General features: G+C 64.4%; 22 protein-coding genes, 1 tRNA gene, 1 pseudogene and 1 riboswitch. Of the genes and pseudogenes, 11 read left to right on the forward strand and 13 right to left on the reverse strand.

What is annotated here, in order from left to right:
- The first annotated feature begins 3 nt into the window (after nt 1-3).
- Nucleotides 4-879 (forward strand): DUF296 domain-containing protein, encoded by an 876-nt coding sequence (locus tag XW59_RS21680; protein ID WP_047147568.1) that lies wholly within the window; start codon nt 4-6, stop codon nt 877-879.
- A 1-nt stretch (nt 880) separates the two neighbouring features.
- On the opposite strand, the gene XW59_RS21685 is transcribed toward XW59_RS21680, so the two are convergent.
- The 6 genes from XW59_RS21685 to XW59_RS21710 all read right to left on the reverse strand — a co-directional run bounded on the left by XW59_RS21685 (nt 881) and on the right by XW59_RS21710 (nt 7,740).
- Entirely contained in the window at nt 881-1,171 is a 291-nt protein-coding gene (locus XW59_RS21685) for a DUF982 domain-containing protein (RefSeq protein ID WP_047147567.1), read from the reverse strand.
- A gap of 268 nt (nt 1,172-1,439) precedes the next feature.
- Complete coding sequence (locus XW59_RS21690) at nt 1,440-2,513, reverse strand: iron ABC transporter permease (RefSeq protein ID WP_082137724.1); 1,074 nt, start codon at nt 2,511-2,513, stop codon at nt 1,440-1,442.
- Nucleotides 2,503-3,453 carry an ABC transporter substrate-binding protein gene (locus XW59_RS21695; protein WP_052958334.1) on the reverse strand — a complete coding sequence of 317 codons (951 nt, stop codon included), beginning with the start codon at nt 3,451-3,453 and terminating at the stop codon, nt 2,503-2,505. Before XW59_RS21695 ends, XW59_RS21690 begins: the two co-directional genes overlap by 11 nt.
- Complete coding sequence (locus XW59_RS21700; protein WP_047147566.1) at nt 3,450-4,232, reverse strand: ABC transporter ATP-binding protein; 783 nt, start codon at nt 4,230-4,232, stop codon at nt 3,450-3,452. Before XW59_RS21700 ends, XW59_RS21695 begins: the two co-directional genes overlap by 4 nt.
- A 4-nt stretch (nt 4,233-4,236) precedes the next feature.
- Nucleotides 4,237-6,432 carry a TonB-dependent siderophore receptor gene (locus XW59_RS21705; RefSeq protein WP_082137723.1) on the reverse strand — a complete coding sequence of 732 codons (2,196 nt, stop codon included), beginning with the start codon at nt 6,430-6,432 and terminating at the stop codon, nt 4,237-4,239.
- Nucleotides 6,433-6,535: 103 nt separating this feature from the next.
- A riboswitch (cobalamin riboswitch) is annotated at nt 6,536-6,735 on the reverse strand.
- A 96-nt stretch (nt 6,736-6,831) separates the two neighbouring features.
- Nucleotides 6,832-7,740 carry a LysR substrate-binding domain-containing protein gene (locus tag XW59_RS21710; RefSeq protein ID WP_047147565.1) on the reverse strand — a complete coding sequence of 303 codons (909 nt, stop codon included), beginning with the start codon at nt 7,738-7,740 and terminating at the stop codon, nt 6,832-6,834.
- Nucleotides 7,741-7,850: 110 nt separating this feature from the next.
- Between XW59_RS21710 and argH the strand changes: the two genes are divergently transcribed.
- Genes argH through XW59_RS21730 form a run of 4 tightly spaced genes read left to right on the forward strand, consistent with a single transcriptional unit; the run spans nt 7,851 to nt 11,797 of the window.
- Complete coding sequence (gene argH, locus XW59_RS21715) at nt 7,851-9,290, forward strand: argininosuccinate lyase (protein WP_047147564.1); 1,440 nt, start codon at nt 7,851-7,853, stop codon at nt 9,288-9,290.
- Nucleotides 9,287-10,156, forward strand: a complete 870-nt coding sequence (locus XW59_RS21720; RefSeq protein WP_047147563.1) for an amino acid ABC transporter permease — start codon at nt 9,287-9,289, stop codon at nt 10,154-10,156. Before argH ends, XW59_RS21720 begins: the two co-directional genes overlap by 4 nt.
- Before the next feature lie 3 nt (nt 10,157-10,159).
- Complete coding sequence (locus tag XW59_RS21725) at nt 10,160-10,936, forward strand: amino acid ABC transporter ATP-binding protein (protein WP_047147562.1); 777 nt, start codon at nt 10,160-10,162, stop codon at nt 10,934-10,936.
- 24 nt (nt 10,937-10,960) lie between these two features.
- Nucleotides 10,961-11,797, forward strand: a complete 837-nt coding sequence (locus XW59_RS21730; RefSeq protein WP_047147561.1) for an ABC transporter substrate-binding protein — start codon at nt 10,961-10,963, stop codon at nt 11,795-11,797.
- 164 nt (nt 11,798-11,961) lie between these two features.
- Here XW59_RS21730 and XW59_RS29885 read toward each other — a convergent pair.
- Both XW59_RS29885 and XW59_RS21740 read right to left on the reverse strand, forming a co-directional pair.
- A pseudogene (locus tag XW59_RS29885) lies at nt 11,962-12,189 on the reverse strand (hypothetical protein); the annotation flags it as partial.
- Between the two features lie 2 nt (nt 12,190-12,191).
- Nucleotides 12,192-12,836, reverse strand: coding sequence for a hydrolase (locus XW59_RS21740; RefSeq protein ID WP_047147560.1), 645 nt, complete (start codon nt 12,834-12,836; stop codon nt 12,192-12,194).
- 150 nt (nt 12,837-12,986) lie between these two features.
- Here XW59_RS21740 and XW59_RS21745 point away from each other — a divergent pair, with 150 nt between their 5' ends.
- From XW59_RS21745 to XW59_RS21755, 3 genes are all read left to right on the forward strand, one after another.
- Nucleotides 12,987-13,880: a LysR family transcriptional regulator gene (locus XW59_RS21745; RefSeq protein WP_047147559.1), complete on the forward strand. Its 894-nt coding sequence runs from the start codon at nt 12,987-12,989 to the stop codon at nt 13,878-13,880.
- Between the two features lie 250 nt (nt 13,881-14,130).
- Nucleotides 14,131-15,066: a pirin family protein gene (locus tag XW59_RS21750; protein WP_047147770.1), complete on the forward strand. Its 936-nt coding sequence runs from the start codon at nt 14,131-14,133 to the stop codon at nt 15,064-15,066.
- Nucleotides 15,067-15,163: 97 nt separating this feature from the next.
- Nucleotides 15,164-16,417 carry a DUF5996 family protein gene (locus XW59_RS21755; RefSeq protein ID WP_047147769.1) on the forward strand — a complete coding sequence of 418 codons (1,254 nt, stop codon included), beginning with the start codon at nt 15,164-15,166 and terminating at the stop codon, nt 16,415-16,417.
- A gap of 190 nt (nt 16,418-16,607) precedes the next feature.
- Here the strand turns inward: XW59_RS21755 and XW59_RS21760 are convergent.
- The 4 genes from XW59_RS21760 to XW59_RS21775 all read right to left on the reverse strand — a co-directional run bounded on the left by XW59_RS21760 (nt 16,608) and on the right by XW59_RS21775 (nt 20,653).
- A tRNA-Arg gene (locus tag XW59_RS21760) sits at nt 16,608-16,684 on the reverse strand.
- A 211-nt stretch (nt 16,685-16,895) separates the two neighbouring features.
- A complete protein-coding gene (locus tag XW59_RS21765) occupies nt 16,896-18,380 on the reverse strand; it encodes a HAMP domain-containing sensor histidine kinase (protein WP_047147768.1) in 1,485 nt (494 codons plus the stop codon).
- Nucleotides 18,381-18,409: 29 nt separating this feature from the next.
- Nucleotides 18,410-19,837, reverse strand: a complete 1,428-nt coding sequence (locus XW59_RS21770) for an FAD-dependent oxidoreductase (protein WP_047147558.1) — start codon at nt 19,835-19,837, stop codon at nt 18,410-18,412.
- Between the two features lie 51 nt (nt 19,838-19,888).
- Nucleotides 19,889-20,653, reverse strand: coding sequence for a TVP38/TMEM64 family protein (locus XW59_RS21775; protein ID WP_047147557.1), 765 nt, complete (start codon nt 20,651-20,653; stop codon nt 19,889-19,891).
- A 389-nt stretch (nt 20,654-21,042) separates the two neighbouring features.
- On the opposite strand from XW59_RS21775, the gene rpmH reads away from it, so the two are divergent.
- The 3 genes from rpmH to yidC are packed head-to-tail and all read left to right on the forward strand — an operon-like array spanning nt 21,043 to nt 23,380.
- Nucleotides 21,043-21,177, forward strand: a complete 135-nt coding sequence (rpmH, locus tag XW59_RS21780; protein WP_047147556.1) for a 50S ribosomal protein L34 — start codon at nt 21,043-21,045, stop codon at nt 21,175-21,177.
- 19 nt (nt 21,178-21,196) lie between these two features.
- A complete protein-coding gene (gene rnpA / locus XW59_RS21785; protein ID WP_047147555.1) occupies nt 21,197-21,544 on the forward strand; it encodes a ribonuclease P protein component in 348 nt (115 codons plus the stop codon).
- Between the two features lie 9 nt (nt 21,545-21,553).
- Nucleotides 21,554-23,380, forward strand: coding sequence for a membrane protein insertase YidC (gene yidC, locus XW59_RS21790; protein ID WP_047147554.1), 1,827 nt, complete (start codon nt 21,554-21,556; stop codon nt 23,378-23,380).
- Between the two features lie 62 nt (nt 23,381-23,442).
- On the opposite strand, the gene XW59_RS21795 is transcribed toward yidC, so the two are convergent.
- A partial coding sequence (locus XW59_RS21795) for a TetR/AcrR family transcriptional regulator (RefSeq protein ID WP_137327074.1) occupies nt 23,443-23,994 on the reverse strand: 552 nt, incomplete at its 5' end.

The following is a 23,994-nucleotide window of genomic DNA, read 5'->3' on the forward strand; positions in this document are numbered from 1 at the left end:
CCGATGCGGTCCATCAGGCATCCCGGCACGCCTACGGCGGAGCGGGAAAGAAGCGTGCAGGGCAGGGCGAGGCGGCTGACGCTGCGTCTGAAGCCGGGGCGCAGCGTCAACCGGGCTGTGGCGGAAGCCTTTGCCGAAGCCGGTTTCGCCGGTGGCTACATCCGTCTCGAGGATGTGCCGGTCTCGCCCATGAACTACGTGATCCCGGCCGCCTCGCCCGATGCCGCCCATGCCGCCTGGTACAGCGCGACCCGCAGCCCCGCCGGCGTGACCACGATCGAGGAGGCCGGCGCGATCGTCGGCTGGCGCGACGGCGAGCCTTTCCTGCATTGCCACGGCATCTGGCGCGAGGCCGATGGCGCGCGCCGCATGGGGCATCTGCTGCCGCTCGATTCCGAGTTCGCCGCGGAGGTCGAGGCGGAGGCTTGGGGCGTTTGCGGCGCCATCTTCGACGTCAGGGACGATCCGGAGACCAATTTCCGTCTGTTTTCACCGGTTTCGGCGGAACACGAGGGGACGTCGCGCTCGCCTTCCTTTTCATCGCCTCCGCGCGGTGCGGGTACAGGCCGTGTCCTGCTCGCCACGGTGCGGCCGAACGAGGACATCACCATCGCGATCGAGCGGCTTTGCCGCGAAAACGGAATTGGCAGCGCCGCTGTTCACGGCATCGGCAGCCTGGTGGGAGCGGATTTCGAGGATGGATCGCACCTCGCTTCCTACGCGACAGAACTGCTCGTCGGGAATGGTGAGATGTCCGCTGGAACGTGCCGTCTCGACATTTCGGTCGTCGGCATGGACGGCGAGATCGCCGAAGGGCGGCTCGCCCGCGGCTCGAATCCGGTCTGCGTCACGTTCGAGCTCGTGATCGAAGAAACATAGGCTAGCCTCGAAGCCATTCCTCCGCGGCGTCCTGCACCGCCGCGGCAAGCGCGGGCTCGGCGAGTATCCCCCGGGCGACCGCGAACGTCTCGAAGGCATTCCGCGCGGATTCGGCATCGTGTTTTCCGCCCATGGCGGCAAAGCAAGCCTCGATGGCGGCACCGTGCGCCGGTCCGCGGCGCTCTCGCGGCCATTCCATCAACACCTCATACGCTTCCCTGGCGCTTTCCACCTGGCGCGGAAATCCGAGGCCGATATAGACTTCGACGGGTGTTTCAAAGCGGCCATGCATTGCCTTCTCCTTAGCAAGTTTCGGTCTGGCTCGTCACAAACGGCGCATTTAAACGCCGTCGGCCATCGCAGGTTCCCGCGAATTTTTGACGAGAGCACGAAGTCGCGCGAAACCGCCGAACAAGATTTGTTGCCGCGTGTTGAACAAGCGCTCCCGCTGCCGCCTGAGCAGGGAAACGTATCGCTTGCACGCCGGTGCCGCCCGTGTGGTGGCCATCGTGCATCGTCCGAGAAATCGCGGTGTCGCGCTCTTCGCGGGCGCCTCGAGTTCATCGCGAACGGCGTCTGGCGAGCATCACGAGAAAGAAGAACCCGCCGATGAAGCCGGTGACGATGCCGATCGGTATGTCGTTCGGTGCCGCCAGGGTGCGCGCGATGACGTCGGCCAGAACGAGGAAGATCGCGCCGAGCATCGCGCTTGCCGGCAGGACGATGCGGTTGTCGCCGCCCACCAGAAGCCGCGCGATATGCGGCATCATCAGGCCGACGAAGCCGATCATGCCGGAGAAGGCTACGAGCACGCCGGTCAGGAAGGCGCTGGCGATTATCAGGATGAGTCGCAGTCGCGTCACGGGAACGCCGAGCGTGATCGCGCTTTCGTCGCCCATGGCAAGTGCATTGAGCGGCCTCGCATTGACGATGAAGACGAGGCCGGCGGCGGCCAGCGCCGTCAGCGGAAAGACGAGATTGCTCCATTGCGCAAGGCCGAAGCCGCCGAGCATCCAGAAGACGACGCTCGCGATGGCGCGGGGGTCGGCGAACATGATGATCACGTTGGCCGCGGCCGATATCACGAAGGAGATCGCGACGCCGGCCAGAACGAGCTGCGTCCTGTCGGTGCTGTGCGACAGGCCCGCCACTCCGATCACCAGCGCGGTGGCGAAGAGCGCGCCCGCGAATGCGAAGAGCGGCACGGTTGCGGCACCGAAGACGTTGCCGACGAGGAGGATGGCGATGTTCGCGCCGAGCGCCGCACCGGCAGAGACGCCGAGCAGGTGAGGATCGGCGAGCGGGTTGCGTGTCGTTCCCTGCATGGCCGCGCCGGCCATCCCGAGCCCTGCTCCCACGATCGCGGCGAGCAGCGCGCGGGGAAACCGCAGGTTCCAGACGATGTTCTCGCGGCCGGCGCTCCAGAAAGGTTCGATCAGATCGGGGGCGATCCGGTTCAATGCGATGGACCAGACGGTTGCGAATGGAATGCGGGCCGAACCGAGGCTGACCGACAGGCTCATCGCCAGGAAGAGCAGCAAGGAGCCGGCAATCAGCACGAGTGCCATCCTGGAACGCAGCGTCAGCGGCTTGGCGCGTGCGGCATCGTTGTCGGAGGCAGCCTCAGTCGCCATGCAGGAACTCCGCCAGCCGCTCGGCGGCCGAGATGTTACGCGGGCCGGGCGTCAGATCGTCATAGCCGAGCACGAGGAATTGTTCGTTGCGGATGGCATTGACGTCGGCAAAGGCCGGCATGCGCTTCAGGAAGGCGATCTTCTCTTCGGCCGTCACCTCGCCATAGTCGACGATGACGATCGCGGAAGGATTGCGGTCGACCATCGTCTCCCAGTCGATCCGGATCCAGCTCGACGCGGAATCCTCGAAGATGTTGACGCCGCCGGCGGCGTCGATGATCGCCTGCGGCATGGAAAAGCCGCCGGCGCTGGTGGCGACGCGCTCGCCGGAATCATAGACGAAGACGGTCGGGCGCTCCTTGCCGTCGATGGTGGCCTGAACCGTCGCCATACGTTCCTTGTAGTCGGCCACAAGGGCAGCGGCACGCTCGGGAACGCCGAAGATCGCCGCCAGATTTTCCAGGTCACGATAGAGATAGTCGAATGTCGGCGGGTTCTCCTGACCCAGCCGGACGCAGGATTCCGACAGTTCGTAGACCGATATGCCGTAGGCACCCAGCGTCTCCGGCGTGACCTCCCCGCCGACCCGCATGCCGTAGCTCCAGCCCGCGAAATAGAAGTCGATCTCCTCCTCGAGGAAAATTTCCAGCGACGGATAGCTGCGCTGCAGCTCGCGCAATCCGGCGACCGCGGGGAAGTCCGCGACGGCCGAGGCCCGTAGCCGGTCGCCCTGGCCGACGAAGCCTGCCATGCTGTCTTCGAGGCCGAGCGCGAGCATGATCTCGGTCAGGTTGGAGCCGTAGGAAACGGCGTGCTGCGGCGGTGCCTCGACCGTCATCTGCCGGCCGCAGCTTTCGACCGTGACCGGGAAGGCGGCGGCCGGAAGGGCGGCCGCGACCAGCAGCGCAGGCATGGAGAGAAAAACGGCCGGCGTCCTCATGAAAGGCTCCTTTCGGGAAGGCGGAAGGAAAAACGCATCTCGCCATTCTGCCGGTCGATGCTCGCGTCGACGTCGAAGGCGGTATGGATGACGGATGGGGTCAGAACACCGGCTGGCGTGCCCGCCGCGATAACGCGGCCGGCGCGCATCACGATTATCTGGTCCGCGATCGACGCGGCGAGCGTCAGATCGTGGAGCGTGGTGACGATCGTGGTGTGGAGCCCGTGCAGCTCGCGCAGGATTTCAAGTTGGTGGCGGATGTCGAGATGGTTGGTCGGCTCGTCGAGCACGAGAAGCCCCGGCTCCTGCACAAGGGCGCGGGCAAGAAGTGTCCGCTGTCTCTCGCCGCCCGATATGACCGCGAAAGGCCTGTCGGCCAGATGCTCCAGTTCGAGGCGAATGATCGTCTCCTCGACGATGGCCTCGTCGCCGGACGATGCGGCGAACAGCCCGGTGAGATGAGGCGTCCGTCCCATCGCGATCACCTCGCGAACGGTGAAGGGGAAATCGGACGGTGTCTCCTGAAGCACCGTCGCGATCCTCCGCGCCACCTCGCGCGGCCGCATTTTCCAGATATCGACCCCGTCGAGCAGAACCTCCCCGGCCTGCGGCCTGTGCATCCTGTAGATGCAGCGCAGCAGCGTCGACTTGCCGGCGCCGTTCGCCCCGACGATCGCGGTGACGGACCCGGGGGCGACGTCGAAGCTGACGTCCTCGATGATGCGCCGGCCCGGGGATGGTCCCCAGGCAAGCTGGCTTATCCGGAGGCCGAACGACATCGTCTCAGAAAGTGAGCCGAACCGACAGCGTCGCCGAGCGCGGCGGCGCCAGATACCACTGCGTCGCGCCGCCGGACGTGGCGTAGACCTCGTCGAAAAGGTTGTAGACGTTGAGGTCTATCGTCGCCGTCTCGGTGGGTTGCCACTGCAGGCCGGCATTGACGACGGCGTAGCTGGGGCGCGTCTTCGTGTTGGCATCGTCGGTGTAGACCTTGCCGACATAATGCAGGCCGCCGTGAACCAGCCAGTTTTCCGCGAAAGCCCAGCTCACGAACAGATTCGCGGCCTCCTGCGGCACGTTGGGCGGCGTGTTGCCGGAGAAGTCGCCGCCGGCCTGGATGTAATCGTCGAAGCGGGCATCCAGGATCGTGCCGTTGGCCTCGACACGCCATCCGTGACCGAGATCGAAGCCGAGGGCGGCTTCGATCCCTTGCGAGGATTGCTCGCCGATCTGACGGACAATCGTGCGGTCGTCCGGGTCACGCGCAAGCACGTTCTTCTTGCGGATGTGAAAGGCGGAGAGCGTCGCGTCGGCGCGGCCGCCGAGGAAGCTGTATTTTACGCCTGCCTCGTATTGCTCGCCGCGCGGCAGCACATAGTCGCGCTGCGCATCCGACAACGACAGGATGCTGCCGATCGGCTCCGACGCCTGTGAATATTGCGCGAAGAAGGCGAGGTCCGGGACCGGCGTGTAGACCGCGCCGACGCGCCAGTTGAGCGAATCGAGATTGCGCGTGAAGCCCGTGCCGGTCTGCGGATTGGTGCGTTCCAGGCGCGGGTCGTCATAGCGCAGGCCGGCAACCACCGACCATTGGTCGTTGATCTTCAGCCGGTTGTCGGCAAAGAGCGAGTATTGCAGCGTCGTGCTGTCGAGCGTGGAACGGAACTGGTCGGGCCCGATGAAGAATCCCGGGTCGAAATCGATCGGATCGACCACCGATTCACCCGGATAGGGCGAGTTGTTGGCATTGCGGAAGCGAATGCGGTTGACGTCGAAGCCGACGACCGTGCGGTTCTCCATGCCGGCGAACCGACTCTCGAAGGTCGCGTCTGTCCGGTTGCCGACCTGTTCGTGCAGATGGTTGATGGCGATGTAGCTGCTGCGCCGGATGTCGCCGGTCTCGGGGCGATAGAGATAACTTTCGACATTGCGCCAGTCGCGATCGCTCGAAAGGTAATAGGTGGTCGAGTTTATCGACAGATTGTCGCTTGGCGTCCATTCGGCCTTGATCTGGGTGAGATGGTCATGGAAGCGCACGAGGGAATCGGCGACGTTGTAGTTCTTGTGCCGCAGCCTTTCATCGAGTCGTCCGTCGATCAGCGGCGTGCCGAAATAGGCCGACGGCTCGTTGTAGCCGTGATCATGGGAAAAGGTCAGCGCCAGCTCGTCGCTCGCCTGCCACCTCAATGCGCCCGAAACCGCGAGGCTCGACGCGTCGCCGCGGTCCATCCAGCCGTCGGACCCCTTGCCGCTGATATCGAAGCTGTAGGCGAAGCGCTCGTCGATGGGGCCGGCGCTGCCCAGCGCCAGGCCCTTCTGGCCGTCTGTGCCGATGATGGCCTGCATCTCGTTGCGCCGGCTGTCGGTGAGCGGCTTCTTCGGCACGACATTGATCGCGCCGCCGATCGCGCCTTCGCCGTAAAGCACGGAGGCGGGGCCGCGCAGGATCTCGATGCTGTCCACCGTCCAGGTGTCGAAGGGAAAGGTGATGGTGCCCGAGCCGGGATAGAGCTTCACGCCGTCATAGAGCCGCGTCACCGAGCCATGACCGGTGAAGCCGCGCATGCCGAGCGAGGTGCCGCCATTGCCCGGCGCGCCCATGAAGTTGATGCCGATGCCGTTGCGGACGATCGCCTGGTTCACGTCGGTCTGGCCGCGCTGGCGGATCGTCTCGCCGTCGATGATCTCGACGCTGGCGGGGGTCTCCCGCGCCGTCAGGCCGAGCCTGCTGCCGGCGTTGGACGGGCGGTCGAGGTCGGGTCCGACGCCGCCGCCCCCACCCTCGGCCGTGACCGTGATGGGATCGAGCAGCATGTCCGCCGAGGTGTCGTCCGAAACGGCTTGCGCGAAGGCAAGGCTGCTCGAGAGCGACAGAAGCGCGGCGCTCGCAAGGAACGTCCCATGGCGGGTCGATGCTTGCGGGCGGAAGGTGAAATCAAGAATATGGCGCGAAATGCGCGTGGTGGAATGAGAAGACATCGAAATGGTCCAGCGGTTACGTTGCACGTCACCGCGAACACAGCCTTCCCGCATCCAGTACGGAAATCTGCCTTTCATCAGGACACCCCGCCCGATGTGCACGCGCGTGACCACGGCTGACGGCAGGTCTCCTGGCTCGCGGCTCGTCGTTTTTTCGTCGCCTTCCCAGGACCGCTGGCCCAGTGGCGTATGGACGAAAAACTAACCGCTTACAGTTGCGGGGGCAGCCACGGCATTGGGCCGAAGCCCGCACCGCGTTCCCTTTTGATCCTCTTGCGAGGAACCGTCACCGGCAGTTAGGCGGGTCTGGATGGATTCGTCAAGCCGGTGTTCGGATTTAAGACCGTCCGCAATCCGAAATGCCGGCAAGGAAAGTCCCGATCACCAATAACACCCCCTCTAAGCGGTTTCGCACTGGTCTCGGGAGGTGGTCTGCAGCCAATCGATGAAAATCTGTAAGGTCGGGCTTACGCGGGGTCCCGAAGGCACGGTGAACCAGTAGGCGAAATCACTCGTATAGCCGAGACCGGCCGGGTTGACGAGCCGCCCCGTTTTCAGGTCGTCGGCAATCAGGCCTCGCGGAATCAGAGCCATGCCCTGTCCGGCCAAGGCTGCTCGTATCACCATCGTGTAGTAGCCGAACCGGATCGTATGCCTGGGCTTCACGTCAGGACTTCCGGCGGCGCTGGCGAAATCGGACCAATGCAGAGGGGTCTGGGGGTGCTCGAGCATGACGGCGCCGGCCAGATCGTTGATCCCGTCGGGATAGCCGATCTTCTCCCAATATCCCGCGGTGCCGACCAGGGCGATCTCCCGACCGAACAGATAGCTGCTCATTTCACCGGCGGGAGGCGCGACGCCGAACGTGAAGATGCCATCCGGATTTTCCGCCTGCGTCGCGGAGACGAAGGTGGTGAACTGCACGTCGATGTCGGGAAACTTGCCCGTGAAATCGGCGAAGCGCGGCAGCAGCCATCGGTCCCCGAAGATCGGCAGCACCTGCAGGCGAAGCGCTTTCGGATCCGGCTTCAACCGCGCGACCTGAAGGGCGGCATCCTCCATGGCCTTGATCGCTATCCGGGCCTGCTGGAGATAGATTTTCCCGGCTTCGGTCGGAATCATTCCCTGACCGGTACGCACGAAAGCCGGCCCGCCGATCAACTCCTCAAGTCCCAGCAACTGCTTGCTGACGGCACTTTGAGAGAGGTTCAGGCTCTCGGCCGCAGCCGTAGTGTAGCCGCGCTCGGCAACAGCCAGCAGGGTCCGCAGCGCCGTCGTGGAGGGCAGTCTCTGCCGTACCGATGCCATTTCATCCGCCCTAGTCGTTTTCGTCATACCGCTACGAGATAATGTCGTTTGTCCAAGTAAGGGTCAAACGACATTCTTGCGTAAAACTTGTGCATGATGAGGGATTGCGAATGAACCAGGCAACAGCACTTTGGGGCGGCCGTTTCCGCGCCGCGCCGGATCCGGCACTGACCGCTTTTTCCCGGTCCGATGCAAGCCATTTGCGCCTCGTGCCTTATGATATCGCCGGTTCCTGCGCCCATGCGCGCGAACTTCATCGGGAGGGCATTCTCGACGATCGTGAACTGGAGCGGATGCTCGAGACGCTCGGCGCCATCCAATCGGACATCGCGGCGGGCCGCGAGGCGCCCTCGCCGGGCGACGAGGATATCCACACCTTCATAGAGCGTCTGTTGATTTCCCGGCTGGGCGACGTGGGCGGCAAGCTGCGGGCGGGTCGTTCGCGCAACGATCAGGCAGCCAACGATCTCAAGCTATATCTAAGGGTCGAGGCGCGCGGGATCGCGGCTGGTCTTCTCCAGGTGATCGATGCGCTCGCGGCTCAGGCGGAAGCTCATATGGAGACCGCGGCACCGGGGTTCACCCATCTTCAGGCCGCGCAACCCATCGTTTTGGGACATCAGCTTCTGGCGCACGCGCAGGCGCTTCAGCGCAATCTCGACCGTTTCATGGATTGGGACAGGCGGTCGGCGCGTTCCCCGCTGGGAGCGGCCGCTCTCGCCGGAAGCGCCATCGCGCTGCGCCCCGATCTGAGCGCCGCCGAACTCGGATATGATGGACCTTGCGAGAATTCCATCGACGCCGTCGGCAGCCGCGATCATGTCGCGGAATTCCTGTTCGTCACCGCCATGATCGGTGTCGATCTCTCGCGCCTGTGCGAGGAGGTCATCTACTGGTGCTCGCAGGCGGTTTCCTGGGCAAAGCTCGACGACAGCTTCGCAACCGGCTCCTCGATCATGCCGCAGAAAAAGAACCCCGACATCGCCGAGCTGACGCGCGGTCGCAGCGCCAGGCTGATCGGCAGCCTGAATGCAATGTTGGTGACGCAGAAAGGTCTTCCCTTTGCCTATAACCGCGACCTGATCGAGGACAAGCGCGCGGCGTTCGAGGCCGTCGACACGTTGCATCTGGTTTTGCCGGCGATGCGGGGGCTCGTCGCAACGCTGCGCTTCGACGAGGCGCGCATGAGGCGGGCCGCGACGGATGGATTCACGCTTGCGACCGAAATGGCCGACTGGCTTGCCCGGCGTGGCGTCCCCTTCTCGGCCGCGCATGAGATCACGGGAAGGGCCGTGCGTTACTGCGAGGACAAGGGCGTCGGCCTCGAAGCCCTTTCCGCGGACGAATTTGCCAGCATCGATCCGGCGCTGGACGCTTCGGTGGCGGCATGTCTGTCCGTGGAGGCCGCCCTTTCCGCGCGCTCGGCGTTTGGCGGCACGGCGCCCGCCGCGGTACGCGAACAATTGCACCGCCTGCAGGCCGCGCTCGACGTCAAGCGGGGTTGGGTCGATGCCGGCGTTCAGGCGTTGGACGAGGGAAACGAAAAATGAGCACCGATCGCGCTGCCCCGGACCGAACCGGCGATCCCGCCGCGACATCCACCGGCCTGCGTATCGTGCCGCGGCGGCATTTTGGACGCTGGCTTGCAACCGCTCTGATCCTGCTCGCGCTCGCCGGGATCATACGTGCTTTCGCCGTTGGCCAGATCGAATGGAGCATCGTTGCGCAGTTCCTGACGGCGCGTTCAATCATGAACGGGCTCCTCAACACGATCGTCATGGCCGTCGTGGCGATGGCGCTGGGCATCGGGCTCGGCGTCCTCTTCGCGGTCATGGTGATGTCGTCCAATCCGGTGCTTCGCGCCTCGGCCAACGGCTATATCTGGTTCTTCCGGGGAACGCCGCTGATCCTGCAACTGCTTCTGTGGTTCAATCTCGCCCTCGTTTTCCCGACACTCGGCATTCCTGGCCTCTTCGAGTTCCGAACGGTCGACGTCATCACGCCATTCATGGCGACGCTTCTTGGATTGGGAATCAACCAGGGCGCATACACGGCCGAAGTCGTGCGTGCCGGCATTCTTTCCGTCGATCAGGGGCAGACCGAGGCTGCGCAGGCGATCGGGATGGCTCGTCCGACGATCCTGCGAAGGATCGTGCTGCCGCAGGCGATGCGCGTCATCATTCCTCCCGTCGGCAACGAATTCATCTCGATGGTCAAGCTGACGTCGCTTGCCTCCGTCATCCAGTTCTCCGAGATCCTGCGCAATGCCCAGACGATCTACTTCGCCAACGGCCGGGTCATCGAACTGCTGATCGTCGCGGCCATCTGGTACATCATCGTCGTTTCCATCCTTTCCATCGGACAGTTCTTCTTGGAGCTGCGTTTTTCCCGCGGCTACGCGACCGGGAGGCGTTGAACCATGTCGAATTCTCCTTCTTCGCTCGTTAAGGGGCGGGGCATCACCAAGATCTTCGGCGCGCACCGCGCCCTGGACAGCGTCGATCTCGATGTTTCGCGCGGAGAGGTCCTGTGCATCATCGGACCGTCGGGTTCGGGAAAGTCGACGCTTCTTCGCTGCCTGAACCAGATAGAAAAGCCGAATTCCGGCATGATTCGCATAGACGGCGACCTCGCCGGCTATCGCCAGAAGGGCGAGGTGCTCTTCGAGCTGGACGATCGCGCGATAGCGCGCCAGAGGCTCGCCTGCGGCATGGTTTTCCAGCGCTTCAACCTCTTCCACCACATGACCGCCCTTCAGAACATCATGGAGGGACCCGTCACCGTCCTGCGGCGGCGTAAGGAAGAAGTGCGAAAGGGGGCATTGAAGCTGCTGGACCGCGTCGGCCTATCGGAGAAGGCAGGCGCCTATCCGGCGCAGCTTTCGGGGGGACAGCAGCAGCGCGTCGCCATCGCCAGGGCCCTCGCCATGCAGCCCAAGCTCATGCTGTTCGACGAGCCGACCTCCGCGCTCGATCCGGAACTCGTCGGCGAGGTTCTGAACGTCATGCGCGACCTCGCCGCCATCGGGATGACGATGATCGTCGTCACGCACGAGCTTGGATTTGCCCGCGAAGTCGCCGACCGCGTCATCTTCATGGATGCCGGGCGCATCGTGGAGACGGGCACCCCGGAGGAGTTGCTCAGCCGTCCTTCCGAGCAACGAACCAAGGACTTTATCGCGGCCGTCCTGTCCTGAGCCGCCAACGAGAGAGGAACTGAAATGAAACCGTCCACCCTTCTGATCGCCGGCGCGTCGCTCGCCGCGCTTACGGCTTCGACCCTGGCACAGGAACTGCCGCAGCGCATTCTCGATGCAGGGCGTATCGTCGCCGCCACCAACCCGAATTATCCGCCCATCGTCTACAAGGATCCGGCGACGAATGAGATCATGGGTCTCGACATCGAGCTCGGCGAGGCGATCGCGGAGGAACTCGGCGTGGAGATCGAGTGGCAGGAGACGGAGTTCATCCAGATGCTGCCTTCCCTGCAAACGGGCCGCGTCGATATCGCCATGGCCGGCATGTCGGATCTGCCTTCGCGGCGGGACACGGTCGATTTCGTCGACTACATGAACTCGGGTGCGCAATTCTACACGCTGACGACACTGGCGGAGGCGATTTCGGCGCCGACCGATCTCTGCGGCAAGCGGGTGGGAGCCTCGCGCAACACCAACTGGCCCAACGACATCGCTGCCTGGAGCGAGGAGAACTGCGCGGGTGCCGGTCTGCCCGCCATCGAGGTGGTCGGCACGGAAGGGTCGGCGGATGCGAGAACCCAGCTCAAGAGCCAGCGCCTCGACGCGGCGGTGCAAGGCAACGAGACGCTTCCCTATTTTCAGGATCTCGAGCCCGATACCTATGTTCTCATCGGCGAGCCGTTTACGCGCACGCTCGCGGGTATCCCGACCCTCAAGTCGGAGGAGGGCGAGCAAATCCGCGATGCGGTCGCCGGCGCGCTGAAAAGGCTCATGGCGAACGGCCGCTATCAGGAGATCTTCGCGGCCCGGTCGCTCGAGGTGAATGCGCTCGAAGCGATTGAGATCAACGGCGGAGAGTAGAGATGTCGCCGGGTCCTGGGTGCAGACCTCTACCCATGTCTCCTCCACTGAAATAGCCGTCGCTGCGGAGACTTGCGCCGAGGGACGGGGCCGGGCGCCCCGTCCCTCGGGCATCTCAGCTGGCGACGAACTCCAGAAGGTCGGCGTTCAGCACGTCGACATTCACCGTTCATGCCCTGCCGCCACCAGTTCTGGATCACGCCTTCTTGGACCGTCGCGCCCTCCCGGTCGAAGCCGTAGAACGGGCACGATGGGACGTCGCGGAAGAACTGCGCGCGGTTGCTGGCCAGCGAGGTTCCGGGATGACGGGGGCCGATCAGCGGAAAGGGATGGCGAGGGCCGGCAAGCGGATCGATTGCTACCCTCACCGAAATGCTCGCCATCCCGGCCGGGATCAGCCGGCTACTGGCGTGTTGAGAAGCTGCTGCTCCCAAAGATACGCGATGCCGCTGCCGCCGAAGTGCTGGATGAGAATCTCGGTCAGCTCCTCGACATGCTCGGTGCGCGCCCAATCGCGTTGCCATTCGCCAGCGAGCGCCATCACGGTCATCACGTTCGCGCCGGCCGCGATCATTCGCTGGACGGCGACTTCGTGAGACTCCTTCGAAATCCCGCCCGACGCGTCGGTGATCACGGTCACGTCCCAGCCTTCGCCGGCGGCCTGGATCACAGGCATTGCGACGCAGACCTCGGTCCACAGGCCGGCGATGATCAGCTGCTTGCGGCCGGTCGCCTTGACGACGTTCACCACATTCTCGTCCTGCCAGGTGTTCACCCAGGTGCGATCGATGACTTCCTGGCCCGGAAATACGTCGGTGATCTGCTTGAAGAGAAGTCCACCGCGCGCCGCGATCACGCTGGTGAGAATGGTCGGAACATCGAAGGCTTTTGCCAGCTTCGCCAGCGCGGTCGTGTTGTTGACCACCATGTGCGGATCGTGGCTGTTCAGGTTTGCGAGTTGATAAGGCTGGTGATCGATCAGAACGAGGACCGAGTCTTCGGGACGGAGAAGCGAATCAAGTCCGTTGCGAAAGGTCATGATTATCCTTTGGTGCCGTTGTGAGTGAGGTTGGTCTGCTGGGAGGTATGCGCCGACTGCGCACGGCCCGGACGCAATTTGCTGTTCCTAAAAATGATGCGGTAGTGCTATGTTTCGGCAATCTGTGTCGCGAAACGAGGAACGTCCGCATTGGACATCGAAGATTTACGGACATTCGTGGCAGTGGCCGATGCCGAGGGTGTTTCGGCCGCCGCGCGCCGGCTCGGCGTTTCCAAGTCGATCGTCAGCCGGCGGCTTTTCCGGCTTGAAGCGGAACTTGGCATCCAGCTCCTTGCACGAACCACCCGCGGCGCAGCTCTCACGGAGGCCGGGGTCACGTTTCGAGACCACGCGGCCAGGATCAGCGCCGAGATCGACTTGGCCAGGGAAACGATCCTGCCTGCAGGGGATCTTCGCGGCCGCCTGCGAGTCGCCATGCCGCTTTCTTTCGGCCCGACGCACTTCGCTCCCGTGCTCGCGGATATGGCCAGACGCCACCCGCAGCTTCACATCCATACCTCCTACAGCGATCGCTTCGTCGATCTCATCGCCGAGGGTTTCGATTGCGCGATCCGGGTCGGCTACCTTCAGGACTCCAACCTGATCGCGAGACGTGTCGGGCCGATCTACGGAAAGCTGGTCGCCAGTGCGGACTATATCAAAGCGCACGGCGCGCCTGAGACGCCGGGCGAACTTGCCACCCATCAGGCCCTCATGCAGGGAACCGAAGCCTGGCAACTCATGGATGGCGACAAGATCGTCACGGTTCAGCCGCAGGGCCGGTTCAAGGCCGACAACGCTGCGGCGCTCGCCGCCGCCGCAGCAGCAGGACTCGGTATCGCCTGGCTCCCCGATTGCATCACCTACGACTATGTGGCCTCCGGCGCGCTCGTTCCGATCATGACACGCTATCCGCCACCGCCAGCGGGCGCATATGTCATCCGCCCCCCGGGTCAGCATCCGGCACGGAAGATACGGACACTCACCGAAATGCTGATCGAGCATTTCGAACGAAATCCTCACCTCTGGGGTCTCGACCGGTAAATCACCGACATCCGGGAAGCCCTGGCGGACGCCGACCTCGGCGACATTGCCTGCTCGTTCCACTTTCCGCGACACAGCTTGGCGCATTGCGTGGCTAGCTGAGGAGACGGTTGCTCGCTAGTTCGGGCGGTCGTCGGTGGGTATTGTTCAACCCGCTCGCGCCGTGCAGATTGGCGCAAACTGCGCTTCGCCTTCGCCTTCGCATTGGCAAAGGCGAGGCCTCCCGGAAGCCCAAGAGAGGATGACGCGCATGAGTTGGAACCCGTCAATCGAACCCGGCTGCCCCGATGAGGTCGGCATCGACGCGATTGAAACCCTCATCGTTCCGCGTTCCCGCGACCTCGGCGGGTTCGAGGTTCGGCGCGCCCTGCCGGCGCCGAAGCGGCAGATGGTCGGGCCGTTCATCTTCTTCGACCAGGCCGGACCGGCCGAATTGCTGACCGGACAGGGCATCGATGTCCGGCCGCACCCGCATACCGGTCTCGGCACCGTTACGTACCTTTTTCGCGGCGATTTCCACCATCGGGACAGCACCGGAGCCGACCAGATCATCCGTCCCGGAGAGTTGAACTGGATGGTCGCCGGGCGCGGTGTGACCCATTCGGAGCGCACGTCCGCGGCCGCCCGAAGCGGTCCGAACAGCCTGTTCGGAATTCAGACCTGGCTGGCACTACCCGAGAGCCATGAGGACATGGCGCCGATGTTCGAGCATCACGGCAAGGAGGCGCTGCCGGTTATCGAGGACCGTGGCGTCTCGATCCGGCTCATCCTCGGGAACGCTTATGGCAAGACGGCTCCCGCGACGATGTTCTCGGAAACGTTCTACGCCGATGTGAAGCTCGAACCAGGAAGCCGGCTGCCGATGCCGGATGATCATGAGGATCGAGGCATCTACATCGTCGAAGGCTCGATCTCGATCGCCGGCCAGGATTACGAGGCGCCTCAGATGATGGTTTTCCGCCCGGGCGACCGGATCACGGTCGCGGCCGGCGGCCAAGGCGCGCGGCTGATGATCCTCGGCGGCGCAACGCTCAGCGGACCGCGCTACATCTGGTGGAACTTCGTCGCGTCTTCGCGGGAGCGCATCGAAGAGGCCAAGGCCGAATGGCGCGCCGAGAACTGGGGCAAGGGGCGCTTCGATCTCCCGGTCGATGACCGGGATGAGCACATTCCTCTTCCGGACTGACCGCGCTGACAAGTGATCGCCCGGACGCGGCTCGGGCGGTCGAGGACGGCATGAATGACGTCGCGTGCCGGTTGAACGTTGGATGGAGACAGCGAAGATGAGCAACGGGTGGCCCCACCTCGACTACCTCAATTGGCGCGAGACATGTTCCGCGCTGCATCTCTATTTACAGGTTGCCGGTAAATATCGGCTGGCTCATACCCCTTGGCTCAACCATTCCTGGAACGCGACCTTCTACGTCACGCCCAACGGCCTGGCCTCCTCGCCGATCCCCGACGGTCCTGGCATCGAGATCCTGTTCGACCTTCGAGACCACGTGGTGACGGGCACGAGCGGCGACGGCCGCAAGGCGTCCTTTGCGCTCGGGCCGACCACGGTCGCGGCGTTCCACGCCAATTTCGTCAGGCTGGTCTCCGAAGTCGGCGGTACGCCGACCTTCAACGGCCAGCCGAACGAAGTGCCGGACCCCGCGCCGTTCAGCGAGGATCACCGTGATCGGCCCTATGACCGCGAGGCCGTTCAACGCTTCCATCGCGCGCTGATGGCGGCGGACAGCGTGTTCAAGACGTTCCGGACCTCCTTTCTCGGCAAGTCCAGCCCCGTTCACCTGTTCTGGGGCGCCCTGGATCTGGCCGTTACCCGCTTTTCGGGAAGGCGTGCGCCTCTCCATGGCGGCGGCATCCCCGCATTGCCGGACGACGTGACGCAGGAGGCCTATGACCGCGAGGTCTCCTCGGCGGGCTTCTGGCCGGGAGGCGGCGGCATCGACTATCCCGCCTTCTACGCCTACGCCTATCCCGCGCCGAATGGCTTCCGCGGCGCATCGATCCGGCCGGATGCGGCGTTCTGGCATGATGGCCTGTCGGAGTTCATCCTGCCCTACGAGGCCGTGCAGTCGGCCGTCGATCCCGATGCGGCGCTCATGGAGTTTCTCGTCTCGACCTACGAGGCCACGGCCGATCTCGGAGGATGGGACCGCGATCTGCTGGAGTGCATGCAAGGGCGGCGGGGGCAGGCCCGGCCGCATGACGCCGCGCAGTCCGGCCCGGCTTCTCCCTCGACGGACGAAAAGGTCGAACGGGAGGACGGTGCCTCGAAGGGTCGCTACCGGCTGCTCGTCGACGGGGTTGAAGCCGAGATGACCTACAGCCGGGCCGGCAAGGGGTTGATCATCATCGATCATACGGAAGTCCCGGCGGTCTTGCGCGGCCGCAAGGTCGGCGAGCGACTGGTGCGGCAGGCAATTGAGGATGCCCGACGCGAAGGGATCGCCATCGTTCCTCTTTGCCCCTTCGCGAAAGCGCAGATCGACCGTCATCCAGAATGGCAGGACGTGCTGCGTCGGCCATAGGCTGGACGTGGCTCCCTCCGCCCGCCAGCGTACCGGCTCCGACCGGTTCCCATCACCGTAGCCGATTCGAACTTTTTCACCGCCAAACGCCGCCGTTTCCACGCTTTTCCAAACACAGGCATCTGCCGCTCTTCGCAAGGGCGCAGTGTTCGGCGGCCATGGCGTATTGTGGAAGACAATCGGCGGAATTTGGCGCGCCCGAAAGGATTCGAACCTCTGACCCCCAGATTCGTAGTCTGGTGCTCTATCCAGCTGAGCTACGGGCGCGCAACGGACCTTCGTGGAAGGCCGTGAAGGTCAGCTTGTGCAGCCGCCCTCATGTCGTGCGGCGTTACCTAGCCACTCATCGCGCGAAATGCAAGCGCTGTGTTGAAATCTTTTGTCGAAGAAGAAACCGGCTCCGTAAGCGCCTGGAGAGAGTTCGGCATGGTTGCCGGGGACGCCGGGCCCGGGAGTGCGGTTCGGGGAATTTCACGCCTCAGGCCGGGCGGCGCAGCGTCCCGCGCGCGCTGTCGAGATCGACCGGCTGGTCGGGTATGGTGATGGCGAAGACGGTCCTGCCGCCCCGGCTTTCGACGAGCTCGATCGAGCCGCCATGCGCGCGCACCAGTTCGAACGCGATGGCGAGGCCGAGGCCGGTGCCGCCGCTTCTCGCCGAACCGCGGAACGCGGCAAACAGGTTCTCGCGCGCTTTCTGTGGCAGGCCGGGGCCGGTATCCTCGACGAGGATGCGGCTGACGCTGCCCGTCCGCTCGGCGCCGATCGTCAGGCGCCTGACCACGGCCTCGCCCCTGTCGCTCGCCATGGCCTCCGCGGCGTTGCGGGCGAGGTTGGAAAGCACGCGGAAAAGCTGGTCGGAATCGGCGTCCACCTCGAACTCCGGGCCGACATCGTTGCGGAGCTCGATGCCGCCGACCGCGTCCATGCCGATCAGCGCGAAGACGTCGTCGACGAGCTGGCTCAGCCGCACGCGGCGGCGCGACGGCGGCGCCTCCTGGGTGCGGCCATAGGCAAGCACGCCTTCCGAATAGGAGACGGCGCGGTCGAGCGTGCGCACCAGCTTGGGCACGAAATTCTGCACGGTGGGATCGTTCACCGTGCGCAGGCGGTCCGACATGAGCTGCGCGGTCGCGAGCATGTTGCGCATGTCGTGGTTGATCTTCGAGACGGCGAGGCCGAGATCGGCAAGGTGCTTGCGCTCGGCCAGCGTCCGCTGGAGATTGGTCTGCATGGCCGCGAGTTCGCGTTCGGCGACGCCGATCTCGTCGCCGCGCCGTTCGGGACGCACGATCCGGGAGGGATCGTCCGGCGCCTCGGCGAAGGAGAGCATCGAATGCGTCATGTCGCGGATCGGCCGGATCATGATCCGGTTGATCGCGTAGAAGACCAGCGTCGCGGTGATCAGCGATATGATGAGCGACAGGATCGCCACGTTGCGCGCGTAGACGAGCATCGCCTGGCGCAGGTTCTTGTCGGCGATGATGAGCTCGAATTCGCTCGTGCTTTCGCCGACCGGGCCGAAGACGCGCAGCACGCGGCGTCCGCCGAAGAGCATGGTGTCGATCGCGTCGCGCATCGCCATCCATGGACCGGCATTGGCGAGATCGACATGCGCGTCCACCTCGGGCGGCATTTCGGAGACGACGAGAAGCTGCGACACGCCCTCCGAGCGCAGCGCCACCGCCTTGGCGCCGAGCGCCAGCAGCACGTTGTCCTGCACGATCCGCGACAGGCTTTGCGGATCGCTTTCCACGAGCACGATGCCGACGGCGGCGGCGGTCGCCAGCCGCTCCTCCAGCCAGCGCAAGCGGAAATTGGCGATCGACGGCACGAAGATCAGCACTTCCGCCAGCATGACGAAGAGGATCGTCAAAAGCAGCAGCTTGGTCGAAAGCCCGCGCGACAGAGGCACGTTCGCGGCATCCGCCTTGCTGCTCTTTTCTGTGGCTGCCGTGTTCGGCAAATTCTTCTCCAACGCCGCTCCGGCCAGCGTCAGCCGAAAATGCGTAGGCAGCGGACCAACCGGCGCACAATCGGCTTTCTCGTGGCGTTGATAAAATAGGTGATGGCGGCGCGTTTGCCAATTTCGCTCATCGTAGGATATGGCGCGACATAACCGGCGAGGGCGCCCACCTTCATGCGCCGGGAAATCGCCAGCGCCCACATATTGATCATCTCGCCGGCATCCGCGCCGACGATGGAGGCGCCGAGAATGCGGCCACGCCTTCCGACGATGAGCTTGATGAGCCCTTCGGTTTTTCGTTCGGTCTGCGCGCGATCGTTTTCCGAATAGGGCCAGCGCAGGACGGAAATCCGCTTGCCGGCCTGCCGCGCATCGGCCTCCGACAGCCCGACATGGGCGAGTTCGGGATCGGTGAAGGTCACGCGCGGAATCGCAACGTGGTTCTCCCGCACCGGCATGCGGAAGAGGATCGAGCGCAGGACGAGGCCGGCATGGTAGTTCGCGGCATGGGTGAATTGCGGCCCCCCGGCGACGTCGCCGATGGCGTAGATGCGGCGGTTGGTCGTTCGCAGGCCCGCGTCGACCGTGATCCCCCTCGGCGAGTGCTCGATGCCCGCCGCGTCGAGGCCGAGCGACGCGGTGACTGGTTTCCGCCCGATGGCGACAAGGAGATGCGTTCCCTCGAGTAGATGTTCGCCGTCCTTGCCGGAGATCCTCACGCGGATGCCGGCCTCGTCACGCCGTTCGACGCTCGAGATCTTCGCATGCTCGAAAATCTTCACGCCCTCCGCGCGCAGCTGGTCGACGACATGGGCGGCAAGTTCCGGATCCTCGCGGCCGAGGACCGCCGCGGCCTCGACCAGCGTCACCTCCGAGCCGAGCCGCCGGAAGGCCTGGGCGAGCTCGGTGCCGATGGCGCCGCCGCCGATGACGAGAAGCCGTTCGGGTCTGTCGGCGAGATCGAAGATCGTCTCGTTGGTCAGGAATTCCACCTTGTCGAGCCCGGGGATCGGCGGGATGGCGGGGGAGGAGCCGGTGGCGATGACGAAGCGGCGGGCGCAAATTTCGTGGTCGCCGGCGATCAGCGTGCGCGCATCCCTGAAGCGCGCCTCCGTCTCTATCACGCGCACGCCGAGGGCGGTGAAGCGCTCGACGGAATCATTCGGCGCGATGGCGGCGATGACGCCGTGGACATGGCGATTGACCTTGGCGAAGTCGATTTCAGGCTCGACGCCGGCAATGCCGAACGGGCCAGCGGAGCGCATGGCCTCCGCGCGCCGCGCCGCGGCGATCAGTGCCTTCGACGGCACGCAGCCGTAGTTGAGACAGTCGCCGCCCATCCTGGCCTTTTCGACGAGAACCACCGAGACGCCGAACGAGGCGGCCGCTGCCGCGACCGACAGCCCGCCGGAACCTGCTCCGATCACGCAGATGTCGGGAGTGAGCGTGCTGGTCATACGGGATCGTTCCCCCTGCGATCGCTTGCGCCGCCTGAGAGCGTCGGCACGTCAGCTCCCGCGGTTCCTGACCGTCTTTACGACGACGGGCAGCAGGGCGACAAGCGCGAGAGCCGCGAAGGCAATGGTGATCTGCGGCGTGACGAGATCGGCGAGCGTCGCTTCCCGTCCGGCCTGCTGCGCGGCGGCAAGAACGCTGCCCACGCCGACGCCGAGATAGGAATAGGCGACCACGCCGGGCAGGATGCCGAGGAACGTCGCCGCGATGAAGGTGCGAAGCCGGACGTTGAACAGCGCCGGGGCGATGTTGACCAGGAAGAACGGGAAGAGGGGAATGAGCCGAAGGGCGAGCAGATAGGAAAAGGCGTTGCTTTCGAAGCCTTTCGCGAGGCGTTCGGCGCGGCTGCCGACCTTGTTCTTGAGAAAGTCGCCGAAGGCGGTTCTTGCCACGAGGAAAAGCACGGTGGCGCCGGCCGTCGCCGCAAACGCCGTCAGCACGGAACCGAGCGTGCAGCCGAAGAGGAAGCCGCCGAACACGGTGAGCACCGAGGCGGCCGGAAAGGCGAAGGCGACGACGGCGGCGTAGACGGCAACGAAGGCGGCGGCCGAAAGGAGAGGCTTCGCCCCGACCAGCGCCTTCAGCGCGTCGCCCTGCTCGCCGAGATATTCGAGCGTGAGATAGTGGTGCCAGCCGGCGAGATAGCCGAAGGCAAGGCCGGCGACGACGATCGCCGCCGGCACCAGGCGCAGCACGCAGCGCCGTTGATTGCCGTCTTCCTGTTCCTCCGCCAATTTCCCGGCCGTGTCGTCAGTCATTGCCAAGCCCCTGATGATAGCTCAACGGACTCCGCGTGGCTGCATCGATATACGTGGAACCGTGCCGCGCGCGAGCCCGTGCGGAAGCCATGCCGACCGAAATGGGCCGATTGCGCGCCGACCGCAAGCGGAAGGAGAGGGCATCACCGCCTTTTGACCTTCGATCGATCGCGATTCACCCCGCCGTGATGCGGAAACGTCTTCCATTCGTGCGGGAAATGCGTTCGAACCGCTGCGGATTGACTTCCGGAGCCCTTCTTTTTATAAGCCCGCTCACGCTCGGGCCCCGCGTCTGGCGCAGTTTACCTTGCGCTCAGGAACGGACCGGCTAGCTCCTGCTCAATAAGAGTCAGAATCAAGAAGGGCCGCACGCCGCGGTATTTAAACAAATGAAGCGTACCTATCAGCCGTCCAAACTCGTTCGCAAGCGCCGCCATGGCTTTCGCGCCCGCATGGCCACCAAGGGTGGTCGCGCTGTGATCGCCGCCCGCCGCAACCGCGGTCGCAAGCGGCTTTCCGCCTGAGCCTGGCAAGGCCGGAACATTGTTCGACCGGCCAGCGGGCAAGACAGTGGAGCGTTTGAAGAAGCGCTCGCAATTTCTGGCCGTCCGGAGCGGGGAAAAACGCCGCGGGCGGTTGTTTCTGCTTGAGGTTCTGGACCGCAAGGATGACGAAGCGCCCCGTTTGGGCCTCACCGTCACCAGGAAGGTCGGGAACGCGGTGACAAGAAACCGCATCCGCAGACGGCTGAAAGAGGCCGCTCGCGTCCATGCCGGTGATGACATGCAGCCCGGCAGAGACTATGTGATCGTCGGGCGGCGCGAAGTACTCGGCGCGTCCTTCGACGAATTGAAGCGAGAACTCTCCCGAAGAATTCGCGGAACGCGGTAAGGGATCCTGATGGAAAACAATCGCAACTTCTTTATCACGATAGCGCTGTCGGTGGTTATCCTGACGCTCTGGCAGGTGTTCTACATGAACCCCCGGATCGAAACGCAGAGGGAAACCGCGCGCATCGAGGCCGAGAGGACGCAGGAGACCCAGGCCCAGCAGCAGGGAACGCAGTCGGGCGATGCCCATGGCGACCTTCCGGGCGCCTCGACGACGACGCCCACGGTGCCGGGAAGCAGCGCCGGCGGCGGCGGCGCGCTGGTCACGCGCGATGCCGCGATCGCGGCGAGCGGGCGCATCCCGATCGACACGCCGCGTCTCGGCGGTTCCATCAATCTCACCGGCGCGCGCCTCGACGATCTGCGCCTGAAGGATTATCGCACGACGGTCGATCCGGATTCGCCGATCATCGACCTTTTGAACCCCTCTGCGCTGCAGGACGGCTATTACACCGAAATCGGCTTCGTCGGCAGCGAGGCGACCGGCTCGGTTCCAGGTCCCGACACCGTATGGACAGTCGAAGGCGACGCTGCGCTCACGCCGGCAACCCCCGTCACGCTCGTCTACACCAACGACCGCGGCCTGACCTTCCGTCGCACGATCGCTGTCGACAACGATTACATGTTCACCGTCTCGGACGCGGTGACCAACGAAAGCGGCGAGGCCGTCAATCTCTCCAACTACGGCCGTGTCACGCGCATAGGCACGCCCCATGTGCAGGGTATCTACGTCCTGCATGAGGGCCTGATCGGCGTGACCGGCGAGGAAGGCCTGCAGGAGATCAAATACTCCACGCTGCAGGAGGAGAAGCAGATCACGCCGGGCAAGTCCGCCGACGGCTGGCTGGGCATCACCGACAAATACTGGGCCGTCGCCATGGTGCCTTCCGGGCGCCAGGAGTTCCAGCCGCGCTACGCCTATTTCTCCGACGGTCGCGAACGCTACCAGGCCGATTACCTGACGAACCCGATCGCCATCGCGCCGGGAGAGACGCAGACGGTCGAGACGCTGGTTTTCGCCGGCGCCAAGGAGACCGCCAAGATCGACGCCTATGAGGAGTCGCGCGGCATCCGCCAGTTCGATCTGCTGATCGACTGGGGCTGGTTCTATTTCATCACCAAGCCGATGTTCTACCTCATCGACTGGCTGTTCCGCTTCCTCGGCAATTTCGGCCTGGCGATCCTCGCCACGACCGTCGTCGTGAAGGCGGTGTTCTTCCCGCTCGCCAACAAGTCGTACAAATCGATGGCGAACATGAAGAAGGTCCAGCCGAAGCTGCTCGAGATCCGCGAGAAATACGCGGACGACAAGATGAAGCAGCAGCAGGCGATGATGGAGCTCTACAAGACGGAGAAGATCAATCCGCTGGCGGGCTGCTGGCCGATCCTGATCCAGATTCCGGTCTTCTTCGCGCTCTACAAGGTGCTCTACGTCACGATCGAAATGCGCCATGCGCCCTTCTTCGGCTGGATCAGGGATCTTTCCGCGCCCGATCCGACGTCGCTGTTCAACCTGTTCGGCCTTCTGCCCTACGACGTGCCGTCGTTCCTTCTGATCGGCGTGTGGCCGCTCATCATGGGCGTCACCATGTTCCTGCAGATGCGCATGAATCCGACGCCTCCGGACCCGACGCAGGCGATGATCTTCAACTGGATGCCGGTGATCTTCACCTTCATGCTGGCGACGTTCCCGGCCGGACTGGTCATCTACTGGGCGTGGAACAACTTCCTGTCGATCGTCCAGCAGGGCGTGATCATGAAGCGCCAGGGCGCCAAGATCGAGCTGTGGGACAATCTGGTCGGCCTCTTCAAGAAGAAGCCGACGCCCGCGGAGTAGCCCGCACTCCGAAGACATCGAATTGGCCCGGCTCGCGCGGGCCTTTTCATTTCCGGCGTGCCTCATGCACGCGCGAGTTCCCTGTCGGCCATGGCCTTGTATGCCTCGACGATGCGGTCGCCCTCGCCGCGCGGGGCGGAGATTGCAAGGCGCACCGCCGCTTCGCCGAGATGCATGATCAGGAAGGCCGAGGTTTCGAGCCGGACCGGATCGGCATCGGGAGATACGCGTTCGAGAGCCGCGGCGAGGATCGCGCCGTTCTTGCGGCTCTCCGCCATTTCCAGCACGCTCAGCGCCTTGTCGGCCTGCATCGCCGTCCAGATATCGCGCATCGTCGGCTCGGCGAGGAAGAGGCCGTAATAGGTGTCGAAGAGTGCCGAAAACGCCGCCCGCAACTCCGCCGTCGTGGCCGCCGCCGCGAGGCCTTCCTCGATGCACTTCCGGCTTTCCGCGTGGGAGCGCTCGGCCAGCGTCCAGACGATCGCCGCCTTGTCGGGAAAGAACTGGTAGACCGAGCCGATCGGTACGCCGGCGCGCTCGGCCACGTCGCTCATCTTCATCGCATCGCTGCCGCCCTCCGCGATCAGCTCCGACGCCGCCTGCAGCATCCGCTC

Origin of the sequence: Aquamicrobium sp. LC103 (assembly GCF_001014615.2) — a bacterium.
Lineage (GTDB): Bacteria > Pseudomonadota > Alphaproteobacteria > Rhizobiales > Rhizobiaceae > LBCQ02.